The sequence below is a fragment of the Neobacillus mesonae genome (assembly GCF_001636315.1).
Lineage (GTDB): Bacteria > Bacillota > Bacilli > Bacillales > Cytobacillaceae > Neobacillus > Neobacillus mesonae.
In genome coordinates, this window is record NZ_KV440949.1 from 2,237,738 (window position 1) to 2,251,501 (window position 13,764).

The 13,764-nt window shown below is 31.1% G+C and carries 10 protein-coding genes; 1 reads left to right on the forward strand and 9 read right to left on the reverse strand.

Features of this window, described 5'->3' with window-relative positions; translation table 11 throughout:
* Positions 1-322: 322 nt before the first annotated feature.
* Positions 323-1,657, reverse strand: coding sequence for a glycosyltransferase family 2 protein (locus A6749_RS10610; RefSeq protein WP_066389176.1), 1,335 nt, complete (start codon positions 1,655-1,657; stop codon positions 323-325).
* The gene (locus A6749_RS10615) at positions 1,654-2,904 is read right to left on the reverse strand and encodes a glycosyltransferase family 2 protein (RefSeq protein ID WP_066389178.1); all 1,251 of its coding nucleotides are present in this window, start codon (positions 2,902-2,904) and stop codon (positions 1,654-1,656) included. Before A6749_RS10615 ends, A6749_RS10610 begins: the two co-directional genes overlap by 4 nt.
* 1,450 nt (positions 2,905-4,354) lie before the next feature.
* On the opposite strand from A6749_RS10615, the gene A6749_RS10620 reads away from it, so the two are divergent.
* On the forward strand, positions 4,355-4,744 hold the full coding sequence (locus A6749_RS10620; RefSeq protein ID WP_161487136.1) for an NUDIX hydrolase: 390 nt from the start codon (positions 4,355-4,357) through the stop codon (positions 4,742-4,744).
* A gap of 74 nt (positions 4,745-4,818) precedes the next feature.
* Here the strand turns inward: A6749_RS10620 and wecB are convergent, their stop codons facing one another.
* The 7 genes from wecB to A6749_RS10655 all read right to left on the reverse strand — a co-directional run bounded on the left by wecB (position 4,819) and on the right by A6749_RS10655 (position 13,758).
* The gene (wecB, locus tag A6749_RS10625) at positions 4,819-5,958 is read right to left on the reverse strand and encodes a non-hydrolyzing UDP-N-acetylglucosamine 2-epimerase (RefSeq protein ID WP_066389180.1); all 1,140 of its coding nucleotides are present in this window, start codon (positions 5,956-5,958) and stop codon (positions 4,819-4,821) included.
* Positions 5,959-6,078: 120 nt separating this feature from the next.
* Positions 6,079-7,356, reverse strand: a complete 1,278-nt coding sequence (locus tag A6749_RS10630; RefSeq protein WP_066389185.1) for a nucleotide sugar dehydrogenase — start codon at positions 7,354-7,356, stop codon at positions 6,079-6,081.
* Between the two features lie 1,034 nt (positions 7,357-8,390).
* Positions 8,391-8,846: a serine O-acetyltransferase gene (locus tag A6749_RS10635; RefSeq protein WP_066389188.1), complete on the reverse strand. Its 456-nt coding sequence runs from the start codon at positions 8,844-8,846 to the stop codon at positions 8,391-8,393.
* A gap of 121 nt (positions 8,847-8,967) precedes the next feature.
* A complete protein-coding gene (locus tag A6749_RS10640; protein ID WP_084797803.1) occupies positions 8,968-10,425 on the reverse strand; it encodes an O-antigen polysaccharide polymerase Wzy family protein in 1,458 nt (485 codons plus the stop codon).
* 55 nt (positions 10,426-10,480) lie between these two features.
* The gene (locus A6749_RS10645; protein WP_066389193.1) at positions 10,481-11,683 is read right to left on the reverse strand and encodes a polysaccharide deacetylase family protein; all 1,203 of its coding nucleotides are present in this window, start codon (positions 11,681-11,683) and stop codon (positions 10,481-10,483) included.
* Positions 11,683-12,303: a hypothetical protein gene (locus A6749_RS10650; RefSeq protein ID WP_066389194.1), complete on the reverse strand. Its 621-nt coding sequence runs from the start codon at positions 12,301-12,303 to the stop codon at positions 11,683-11,685. The genes A6749_RS10645 and A6749_RS10650 overlap by 1 nt, the downstream gene beginning before the upstream one ends.
* Entirely contained in the window at positions 12,304-13,758 is a 1,455-nt protein-coding gene (locus A6749_RS10655; protein ID WP_066389195.1) for an oligosaccharide flippase family protein, read from the reverse strand.
* Between the last annotated feature and the right edge of the window lie 6 nt (positions 13,759-13,764).

Sequence of the window (13,764 nt, forward strand, 5' to 3'; positions counted from 1 at the left end):
AAAAACAACGGCGAAGACTCTTTTATTCTATTTAATACTCTTTGGTGAACATTCCTGGTAAGGAGAATTAATAATGAACGCAACGATTAATATTTGTATAAAATTCTTCGTAATTTCAACCAACCAAGCCGGAATCGAATGCTTGAAAGGTACTGATAATAATATAAGAAAATAACATAAATAAAAAAGATAAACCACTAATGGCAACAAGGAACAATAGGTTATACTTTTTGTTTTAACGATGATACCTCCCTAGTTAATATAGAAAACTAGAAAAAATCCTCTATGACTATGTTTGACCGTAGAGGATTTAGCATTAAATTTATTCCTTCGTAATCTCATCAATCGAAATACTTCTCGTATGTTTCGTGTGAGACCAGACTTTATCATGTCTATTAACTATTCCAAGAATGGATAAGGGAATAAACAGCAAATTTAAAAAGTAAGTAGGAATCGTCCAATGTATTTCCCTGTATTTTCTTTCTAATATTAATCCTATAAATGGAATACCATATATACCAAGTAATAAAAATAAATAAAAATAGCTAAAAGTATCATTACTAACGATGATATTCCAAATTGAATATGATGGTCTAAGGTTAAAAAATGAAAGACATGCAAACATCCAAACTACTAAATTTAAAGCAATTCTAGAAGGTGATAACAAATATAAGGCAGAGTCAAAATGAAGTAAACTACGTTTTAGAATAGCCTGTTTCATAATCGGACCTGTTAACCGAAACATGCAGTCAGCATGCCCCTTCATCCACCGTAATTTTTGCCTCCAGGCTGCGATAAAAGTCAGCGGCTTTTCATCATAGACAATAGCCTCATGTACCCAACAAACAGGAAGACCTTTATGTAGGATATATAGCTGTGTAAATTCTACATCTTCAGTTAAAGATGTTGCATTCCATCCTAAATCTTTTAATACATTGGTTTTTACTACAAAACCTGTGCCGCCAAGCTGTGCACTTAAGCCTAAATTTTGTCTTGATAATTGACGCATTCGGTTATTCGACCAATACGATATCGCATAAGACTTGGTTATTAATGTATCCTTGGGGTTCTTAGAATCTAAATACCCTTGTAATACCTCATATCCTTCCAGAAGTTTGGTATTCATAAAAGATAGGAAGTCTTGATTGACTAAATTATCAGCATCTAAAACGACAACCGCATCATAGGATGTCCCTTCCTCCTCTAGCTTCCACAACTGGTCAAACATCCATTTAAGAGCATACCCCTTTCCGCGCTCTTTATCATTAAAGCGCTCCATGGCAACAGCTACATTTTCTCTAACAACCTTCGCTGTTTTATCTGTACAATTATCACAAATTACATAAACATCATAAAGTTCATTTGGATAGTGAAGTGTTTTTAGGTTTTTAACTAACTCACCAATTACAGCCTCTTCATTATGTGCTGCTACGACAATAGCAAACTTGGATGCCGGTTCCTTTATGGTTAACCTTTTTTGCCTTCGTAAACCAAGCACACTAATAATGGTATTGTAACAAATAGAAAAGATCACTAAACCCTCAGTAACGAGAAATACCGAATTAAATAATGGAGATATGCCTTTAGTGTAAACTACTATTAAAGCTAAAATAATAAGCAAAAAAAAGAATGACTTTTGTTTCAACAATGCTTTCATACTGCAGACTCCTTTTGGTCATCAATTTCTTCTATTGTAATGTTACTTACATGCTCCGTTTTCACCCAAGTTTTTTGATTTTTCCATGACCATATGCTTTTTAAAAAGGCTGGCAGCCACTTTATGGAGTACCAGATAATATGAGGGAATAAGGAAACATATTTAAATGTAATCTTCTTAAAACGAAAAGAAGGGCTAATAACAAAAATAAATAACGATTGTATAATTGCTGTACTTATCCAAATAAAACTAATAAACTTTAGAAAAAAAACATCAAAGAAAAAAGTCAAAAATAAAGGAATTGAAAAAATAGTTAATGAGTAAATGACAGCCGTTTTCCCTGGCGAAATCAACGTAAAAAACAAATCTAAGTATTGCAAATTCCATTCCATTAAAGCCTTCTTTAATGCCGTAAACCCAAATTTTCGAAACACCCATACAATCCCCTGTAGCCATCTGGAACGTTGTTTACGAGAGCTGCGGGCGTCAATTGGCTTTTCATCGTAGGTTATGGCATCCAAATTATAATAAATTCTTTCTCCTGATAGAATGAGCTGTGCAGAAAGCTCTAAGTCTTCAACTAAGGACTGTTGGCGCCATCCGTATTCTTTTAGACAGTTTGAAGTAATCAGCATGCCGGTCCCGCCGAGCATGACCGATAACCCAGCTTTAGAACGAGCATAACTCCAAAAGCGATTCTGAAACCAATAGGTTACTGCATATAACTGGGAAATCCATGAATCATTACTATTCTTCGTTTCCAAATAACCTTGTATTGCTTGAACATTAGGATGACATTCTAATAAATCATTCATTTTGGAAAGAAAATGACGATCGACTATATTATCTGCATCAAAAAATAAGACTGCATCAAATTTATGAATATTTATTTTTGATAAAGCCCATTGCACGTTCCATGTCTTCCCTTTTGTTGCTTTATTTTCTCTTTCAAGGACCTTAACCCCTAATTCTCTGCTAACGTTTGCAGTATCATCGGAGCAATGATCACAAGAAACTATAATCTCATACATATCTTTTGGGTATGCTTGGGCTATTAAACTATTAATTAAATTCCCTATCACCTTTTCCTCATTATGAGCCGGAATTAGGATAGCAAACTTTCTAAAATTATTAGTGCCTTGTAGTAAATTAGGGGAGGTTAATCCCCATAACCCGATAATCATTTGATAGATCCAAATTAACCAAATAAAGATTAGAACACCTGCAATAACGTATAAAAAGCTCATTCTATCGCTTCCTTATTTTCCTTACCTAGGACCAATCCATTTCACTTAACTCAATGGATTTAGCGTTTTCGGTAGATACAAAATTAAGATTAGAGAACTGCTGATCATAAACTAAATTACCAAATAATTTTCTGTTAACCTTTACATTTCTAGTCAATAAAAATAATTTACCTAAAAAAAGGAGAAAGAATTAATCTCCTATTAATGGCATTGGCGATCAAGGCTGCTAAATCACTTGTACTTATATACTCTCTATTCTGAGGATGATGAATACCACCAATTGCCTTATCAATTAAGTATTAATATATTTGCATATTAAATCATTTTGATTCGAAAGTGTTGACATAGACCACGAAACCCATATACTCCTTTAAAAATATTAATTTATTGCGATAATTCGTCTAAGCTGGAATTTCCGTAAATACCTACCAAGTTGAATAATATAATATTGTGTATTTACCAAAAGATGTGTTGAAATATATGGGGGAATAAAAGAGAAATCCAAATAGTCAAAAAAAATAATCAACTAGTCGCTTTCCAAAAGCTCTATCAATCACTTCATCCTCACCTCAATCCCAAAACGTATAAAAGGCAAAACAAAATAACAAAAAAATAGATTGATTTCCCCACTTTATACCTAACCCTTCTTTATGAAAATTGAAACTAATAAAATTGTCATTTCCACAAAGGTTCTTAGGTCAATTGTCTTATATAAAAATGAATCTTTTGATAAATATGAACTAATATTCCTAGTTTTGAGTAAGTTTATTTTACCAGAGTTTTACCTGCTTTTGAATCACTCTCCAACTTTTCCCTACTAAAGATTCTGTAAACTAATCTGTAATTTGGGAAAGTTATATGTTAAGGGATGGATTAATACTAGAGACAAAATCAATAACTGTAATTGTGTTACCTGTTGAGAATATTGTGAATGAGGAATTATCTCTAGAGTTATTTATTTATATAACTAAACGTTATCAAAATATGTTTGGAATAATATGACGGTAGTGGAATGAGGAAAAGAAATGAAAGACACTGATGATACCTTCATAAACATGACTATATTTCAAAAAGAAGGCAACTTTTATCCTTAGAATGACGGTATTCTTTTTTCACTATGAATAATTTAAACAATTAGATAGATATTTTCGCTTTTTGTGCTCTAAAATGAAGAGTTTAGAATTCAATTTATAACATATGGATCTGTACAACAAACCAATAAAATTAATGTTCCTTTAGAATTTCCATTAACAACCGGAAATAAACCCTTTTATTACTAACGGCATAAGATAAATTAGGTTTTCTCGAACCATAAAAATAACCACTTCTATTTACAGTTGGACAAAAATACACATTAAAATGACACATTAATTTATGTATAAAATAAGGAGTGGTTTCCCTGGGTTATATAGAAGATATAAGAAAACTTGTAGGAAATTCCCCTTTAATTTTGAACTCCGCAGGTGTATTATTTACTGATCAAAATTCAAAAATATTACTTATCCTAAGAATGGACAGCAATAATTGGGGATTACCCGGCGGTTTCATGGAACCTGGCGAATCTTTTGAAGAAACCGCCAAAAGGGAAATCCTCGAAGAATTAGGTATTAAAGTGAATAACATGACCTTATTAAAAGTATTCTCCGGCCCTCAATTTTACTATGTATGTCCTAACGGTGATAAAGTATTTAACGTAATTTCACTTTTTACCATTAAGGAAAAAGTAAACCAGATATTCGTTGATAATAATGAAATAAGCCACGCTAAATTTTTTGGCATCCATGAGTTACCTTTCAATTTAACAAAAGTTACCAAAGTAATTTTAAATGAAGTTCTTTAGCGCCAAAAATAAAAATGGAAACTAGTTCAATCCCAAAACTAGGTTCCATCATACACAATTCTTTTTTCTGATGACTAAAAATCCTCAGGTTTCTCACTATTTACACTAAAATGGTAAAGTATTGCTTCTGCAATCCTCTTGGAAGCAAATCCATCTCCATAAGGGTTAGATGCCTTTGCCATTTGATCATGAGCATTACTGTCACTTAAAAGCTCGTCTGCTAGCTTAAAAATCGTTTCCTCATCAGTTCCAGCCAGTTTTAATGTCCCAGCACCTACCCCTTCCGGACGTTCTGTTGTATCCCGTAGGACTAGAACAGGAACTCCTAAAGATGGTGCTTCTTCTTGGACCCCGCCGGAATCCGTTAAGATTAAATAAGCTCTGGAGGCAAAGTTATGGAAATCAATAACATCTAATGGCTCAATTAAATGAATTCGGTCATTATCACCAAGTATTCTGTTTGCAATTTCACGAACTACCGGATTCATGTGAACTGGATATATCACTTGAATATCATCATGCTTTTCAACAAGACGTCTAATCGCATTAAACATATTTTCCATAGGATCACCGAGATTCTCACGACGGTGAGCTGTCATTAATACTAACTTGTCTTCACTAAGTTTATCTAACACCGGATGTGAATAATTTTTTTTAACAGTCGTCTTTAAAGCATCAATAGCAGTATTACCAGTAATAAAAATGGTTTCTTCCTTTTTATTTTCAGATAATAGGTTATCTTTCGATTGATTAGTTGGAGCAAAGTGCAGATCCGCTAAAACTCCAGTAAGCTGCCTGTTCATTTCTTCAGGGTATGGGGAATACTTATTTCTTGTACGAAGCCCGGCTTCTACATGACCAATTGGAATCGAATTGTAGAACGCAGCCAAACTTGCCACAAAAGTGGTTGTCGTATCTCCATGAACTAATACAATATCAGGCTTTACATCCTGAAATACTTTATTTAACCCCTCTAAACAACGAGTTGTAACATCGATTAATGTTTGCCGGTTTTTCATTATATTCAAGTCATAGTCAGGGGCGATTTCAAAAATGTTTAAAACTTGGTCAAGCATTTCACGGTGTTGAGCCGTAACAGTGACAATAGACTCTATTTTATCGTTATTTTTTTCTAGCTCTTTTACAAGTGGGGCCATTTTAATTGCTTCTGGTCTTGTACCAAAGACAGTCATTACTTTCAACTTTTTTAGCATTTTAAAGCTCCTCTAGTCTCTTTTATTGAAGGATGACAAAATATGCTGCACCTCTTAGTTTTTTAAAAATGAAAGGTGCCTTCCCTAAAATAAGAGAAAAGGCACCCTTAATAGATTTTATTAAACTAAAGATTCCTGCTTTTTACCCATTGTGTATAGATTCCCATAATTATAATATTTAATAAATTGACTATTAATAGTGACACAATTTTTTGTATCGAAAACAATCGGGTTTCTCATTTTAGAGTAAATTTTCACTTCATCTAGGCATTTGAATTCATTATGATCTGTTAAAACTAAAATTAAATCAGCTTGATCAATTGCTTCATCAAATGTAGATAGTGGAAAGCTAACCTGTTCTTGCATAGCATGTGGTTCATAAATAGATAATTGATATCCTTTGTCTTGTAATAAACTTACAACATCTAATGCTGGGCTCTCGCGAACATCATCAATATTTCCTTTATAAGTTAATCCGAATACCGCAACTTTTCCACCGTTTTCGACAATCTTCTCAACATGCTCTACAACAAATTCCGGCATTGAGTTATTAATGCTTCTTGCATTAAAAATTAAAGGAGATTGCTCTGGAGCTTTTTCAATAATAAAGTAAGGATCTACAGCTAGACAATGACCACCTACTCCTGGGCCAGGTTGATGTATATTTACTCTTGGGTGTCTATTAGCTAACTTAATAACTTCCAAAGCATTAATACCAAGTTTATCGGAAATTTTAGCAAGTTCATTTGCTAATGCAATATTTACATCTCGAAAAGTATTTTCCATTAGTTTTGACATTTCAGCAGTTACAGCACTTGTTTTAATAATATCCCCTGTTACAAAAGAACCATATACTTCAGCAGCTTTAATTGCTGAAATTTCATTAATACCACCAACAATACGAGTATTTTCAACTAACTCTATTAAAATTCTTCCCGGTAATACTCTTTCCGGGCAGTGTGCTAAATAAATTTCTTCTCCAACTTTCCAACCTTCTGCTTGAATAATTGGAGCTACAAAATCATCAATTGTTCTCGGAGGAATAGTGGATTCTACTATAACTACATTTCCTTCCTTTAAATATGGAAGAATATTTTTGGTAGCTATTTTTACATACTCAAGATTCGCCGTATGATTTGGATAGTTTGGAGTTGGGACGGCAATTATAAATACATCTGCTTCCTCAGGAGAAGTAGTTGCTCTTAGCCGGTTCTCTTGTACTACTTTCTTAACAAGATTGCCCAATCCAACTTCTTCTATATGAATTTTCCCTTGATTTAATAGATTTACTGCACTTTCATTAATATCTACACCCACTACATCATAACCTGATTTTGCAAACATTGCTGCAGTTGGAAGACCAATATAACCTAACCCTATAATACATATCTTTTTCATTTTGTAACTCCCCCATTAACTTAATAATCATCCACCGTTTATTAAAAGTAAATTTAGTTCCGCTATCCGCTATCCAATTAATGAATGAATAGCAAATAGAATTAATAAATCGTACTGAACCAATTACGATATTATAATAAAAAACTTAGACATTCTTATAATACTTTTATATAGGAACCTCTCTTATATACACTATCACTCCCAGAAATCTATTTTCTGAAAGTGTACAAAAAAAGTAATATTAATTAGTTACTAATCTTCTCTATTTCTATTTGCTATATGATATATCCTTTTACTGTCTTTAATGAGTAATTGTGAAGGAATTTAAAAAAAATTAAAAACACTCATAACAAGTAAATTTAACTATTGATTAAAGAAAGTTCCGAGAAAATGTTAAATTTGAAACTTTAAATTCTAATCTTCGACTCTTTCCGTAATAAAAACAGCCCGTTAGCATTGCCTAACGTGCCATTTACTAACAAACACCAAAATTTCCATTTTACAATAACATTACTTGACTGTATTACGAATAATGGGGTTACCCCCTAATTTTATTAATTCAAGCAGTTCAACTTTTTTATTCAGCAAAAACAGTGTAGCTACTTCACCCTTGGTTCTTCCAATGGACTTTTCTCCGTCATATTAGATTATCTGTGCTTACCAATTTAATAGTGATGGTCTCTCCTTGCCTGTCCAAGTAGTAATCCCCCATATAAAATCAATTACTACAGAACCGACACACCAGTTTTTCATAGTTGCAGGCAGATTCCAATACCAACAACTACTTTTATTTCATCATGAGTCCTAACGGCGTTAACTACATTTCTCTTCATAGCTCATAAACCCAAAGGGAAGTCTCAAAGTGAAAAGGCGGTACCATAAGTCCTCATAAAGTAGCTATTGTCACTTTATGAGTGCTTAGATAGTACGAAACTGCAATTGATACCATGTTCCTTAGAAAATAAGACTTCCAATTGCATTTTTTCTCAATTGTGTTTGAATAATGGGTAAAACTCCACTTTATCTTGCCAAATTTAAATGGATGCTATCTTATTATATTTTTTAATATCTATATCTGTTCTCACTATTTTCCCAGGAATTCCAACGACCATACAATTATCAGGAACATCTTTCGTAACAACAGAATTTGCACCAATAACTACATTATCCCCCACTTTTACGGGTCCTAATATTTTACACCCTGTTCCTAGTGCTACATTGTCACCTAAAATAGGAGCACCCTCCTTTCCACTAGTCCCCCCTATAGTTACACCAGGTCCAATGACACAATTTTTACCTATAACTGTTTTATAATGAATTACTACACCTACGCCATCATAACCTATTGAAGTACCTTCGCCAATTTGTACAGTAGGAGGTATATAGCACCCATATACTATTCGTATAAAGTATGTTAAAAACTTGGGCATTAATGGGAGTTTCTTTTCATATAGTATTCGGGAAATTTTGTGTATTTTATTTACAGCCAACTTATAATTCACCTTTTTCCTTGATAATTTGTGAATCTAACTTTTTATAATGATTCTTTTAATAAATCATCTAACTCCTTCTCTTCAAGGGAGGATTACCTGTAATAGATTTACGAATTTATCATTGTAAAACCCTTTTTCTATGACTAGCTTTTTGCAGAACGATATTGGAGAAATATACTATAATTAATATTCCTATTATATTTGGAATGCTAAATACTTCTGTTAACCACCCCAATGTACTACTCCGGGGTATATATATAATTTCTTTAATTAAAATTAGCAAAAAAGTAAACTGCCACCACTTTTTTACAGCAAAAGTGTCACAATATCTTATAATCATGCCAATAATAAAGCTACCAAAGATAATTCCTAAATATCCATAGTCATGAAACAATTCAGCTATAAAATTCGAACCCATACCTTTACCTTCTAAATACCCTTTTGGAAATAAAATATATGCTAATGAAGAACCATAAAGAGATGCTTCTCTTGCTTTCGCAATTGGATCTTGTTGCCAGTTCTTAAAATTGAAGATTTCTTGGCTTACAACATTTTGTGTTAAATAATCATAGATAGGTCCCAATATATAAGGTAAGTGTTGATTAGGAATATTATCTCTAAGTTGGTATCCATATGTTATTACATGAATTGAGCCTCCTTGAGATACAAAGAATTGTTCTAGGTTTTCTATTATTGTATTATTTGGGTTATCAATGTCTAACCTCGAATTACCAATATTATATAAAATCGATAACAGAAAAGGTAAAATACAAATACAGAGAAAAATCTGCTTCTTTGTGATCCATCTAGAGTTTTGTTTTTCACTTATTAAAAGACGGTTTCTAAATGCAAAATAAACAAGTAAAACTAGTATATCAAGAACAAACCCATTACGTTGCCCAAAAGATAAAGATAGAATAGCAATTAAAATATACAAAAAAATAAATGGAAAGGCTTTTTTCTTACTAGGTAGTGTAGAAAGATAAGCAAAGATACTTATATAATAAAAAGCAGCAAATCCAGTTATATAGAAAGGTAAACTACTTGTATAACTTATATAATATTCTGTGTATCCAATGGTATCTACAAAATTAGCCTTTTCTATTAATACAGCAGCCTTGGAGATCAGTGAAATAAAAAATAAAATTACACTTATTAACCTTATTTTACTATCTTTATTTGAAGTGATTTTTTTATAAGGGTCTAATTTCACTTTCTTCTCTATTAAGTTATATCCTAAGAAAATACATAGCAATGATAAGATAAGTGATAAGTATGTGTGTACGTAGGTTTCATCTGAAAGTTGGTGCAAATTTAAAATTGCATTTTTTTCATTTATAAGACTAAAAAAGAATTCACCATATAAAAATGTAAAAAAGGTTACTTGAAAGATGAAAAAAACTATTCTATTGCTAATATCTCTTGAAGAATAATATATATTAAAACATAGGATTATTATGCTTAAATATGCTAAACAGTTGATAAAGTCAAAACTTATTCTAGTAAATAATAGTAGTAAAAATAAAACAATAGTGCTTATAACTAAGTAGCGAATTAAAAATAATGAGTATTTTATTTTGGATCATCTACCTTTTAATTGGTGTTATTATTTGTTCTTATTTTCGTAGAAATTAATCAATTAAAATATCATATATCCCACTTGAAGCATCGAGATTAAAGACTCCGTTTTTACCGGCTATTATCTTATTGTCAGGCTGTTTTACTTTTGTTACATTACTATCGAGAATAAGACTTAGCTTTTTATTCTTTATTGGTTTTTCTATACATGTAACTATCTTAAACTGATTCCCATTCAATTGAATAATCTGAGAGTTATCTCTTAAATATACATATTCCGCAAGTTCTGTACCTGTACAATACCAAACATTTTTATTTTTCAAAAAATCAAAAATTAATTTTAAGCTTTTTTCATCATCTATTATATTGGGTGTCTGTCTTTTCCCATCATCCCTTGAAGGACTCATATGTTCTTGTACGCTAATCACCAATTTATTCTTTAATAAGGATTCAAGCTCCTGGTATTTTTTGATTAGCAAATATGGCTTTAAAAGAAACTTAATTACTCCTCTCACATCTTTTCTATTAAATAATACATCGTTGAACATTCCACCTAGAAGCGTTGAAGGGATATCAATAACTCCGTTTTTCCCAAACTTCTTAATATCAAAATTCGTTATTTTATTATAGTCCGAACCTACATCGGAATTACCTTTCATATTAATACCTTTATTGAAATATCTATTCCACCATAAAAATCCTGTTTCATCTATACTCTGATCTCCGAATTTCCCTGATTTATAACCACAGTATTTCCCACCTTTAGGATATTCACCAAAGACTTTAAAAAATACCTCTTTTCCTGCGTTGATAGTATTTTTTGCTTCATCTAAACTTTTGTAGGTTTCCCATTCCTGTATAAAATCCTTACTAGTTACACCTACACGTCCATGAGATGTTCCGTGGTAGGCAATTTCAAATTTTGGGTTTTGATGAATTCCTCTAAAAAAGTCTATTGTATCTTTGTCATAATCAATTCTTTTAGAAATAGACTTAATTTTTGGGTTTTTCACCATTCCAACCCTTGGGCCAACAGGAACATAAAATGTTGTTTTTACTTCTGGATAGTCAAGTAAGATTCTTTCATTTAAATATCTAAATGCAGAATTACTTGCGTTTTTCGCATACCCCCAATCCTCTTCCACACTAATAGTACTATCTCCATTTACATCAACCCACACATTTGCCAAATCATCAATCATTAATAAAACTGGGGATGCTGAGTTATTAAACCATTTACATATTTTAACTTTCATTACTTTAACTCCTTGACTACAGTTTTATTAATATACTTATAGTATTTTATTTCTTTACTTTTAGTAAAACCGTACTTACCATAGGATTTTTCTGAATTAATATTACCATCTCTAATAATTACTGTTGCAGTTTTAAACCCTTTTTTCTTTCCTTCTCGTAATCTACTTAAAACAGAAAATTTATGAGCTCCTTTGCCTCGTTTATCTACAAACGTGTAATCATCAAACAAGTAAATATTATGCAATTCATCAGGTACTATATAATTTGTTGCAGGATCAAAATTTTCACCAAATGAAATGTTATAGTAACCATAAAATTCATTATTACTATCTATTACAACGTATGGTGTGTCAGTAGATCCTTCACTTAATCTTTTTCGAAGAATATTGTACTTTCGATAAGGAATTTCATGTTTATATTTTTCAAACATTTCATCTAGTAGTTTTTGATTTAGGGATATTAGTAACAAACCATTATCTTTATCTGTTTGTGTCAGCTGTCCTTCTAATGATTTCTTATAGACAACATTTTTCAGAAGAACCTTATTTTTCAACCTGTCAACTAAGGGTCTTCCATCTTTATTGAAAATTGTATTGAATGCTTTTTTAAAAAAATACACTTATTTTCCTCTCAATCTCCCTTTTAACTTCGATACTATAAGAGTAACATCTTCTTTAGATATAAATCCCATTAAAATGTTTAATAAGATATATACAAGTATAAGAAACAGATTTAGTGGAATTTCAAACCACACAATATCAATCATATTTCCAATTACATAATATATAGGGAATATAACTATAAAAACTAAACCGTATTTATAAGGTAACAATATGCTTATGCCAATATCATAGTGTTTTTTTCCTGCTAAATAGTAAATAATATTCATTAAAATATACGCAAGAACTGTGGATAAGGCAGCACCAAAAATTTTAAACACAGGAATTAATACAATATTTAATAAAACATTAACAACTGCACCCAGAAAAGCTATACCAGAATTTGTCCACATTTTATTTGAAATATGGAGACCTAACCCATAAAATGAACCTAATCCCCACAGAAAATATGAAATGGCAATAAGTGATACAAGGTAGTAAGCACCCTCATATTCTGATGTCCCTAATATGTTTACTCCTAATTTTGCAAATATTGATAATCCAAAAACACAAAACCACCCTATTAAATTATAATATTTAAACATTTTTTGTATCTTGTATTTTCCATCGTGTTGGCTATATACCTGAAATTTATATGGTGTAAATATTTTATTAAAAGGAATCAAAAAGACAGGTTGAATTAACATTCCAATATTATACGCTAAAGAATAAATACCAACAGCACTTAAGTTAATTAACTCTTTAATAAAATACCGATCAATCAAAGTTAAAATCCAAGCGGAAATTTGTCCAGGAATCAGTCCAATGCCATATAATAATTGTTCTTTTAATTCTTTTTTTCCAAAGGTGAACATTATATGTTTTAAATCTATTAATATTATTACGGTTAATAACAACAAATAAGAGTAAAACTGTGCATACAATATTCCATCTATCTTATAATCTTTGATAACTAAAAAATAAATAGAGAATACTAAAACAAGTATTATTTTACTTACAAGAATTAAACTGGATTTTAAGGCCTTATAAATCATTGAATAATAAGTTTCAAAAATCGTTATTAAACTTAGCATAAAAGAGTTTAATAAAATATATTGAATGTAAAAAACGCCATTAACATCATTTTCAAATAGAGAATTTGCAAAAAAAGGACTTACACATTTACCTATAATTAAAATTAAAATTCCCCAAATAAAAGAAAATGTTAAGGTTATATTTTTTACCCTATTTTTGTCTTCATATTCATAAAGAAATCTGCTCATACCTGCGAAGATACTAAGATTAATAAATATTGATAATAATCCTTGAATAGAAGTAATAATGTTATATTGACCAAATTCGTCTATACTCAAGTTACCTGTATATAGAGGAATCAAAAAAAGATTAACAATATTTACACATATCGAACAAATCAGATAAATACTACCGGTTTTTACTAAATTAGTTTTTTTCATAATTGG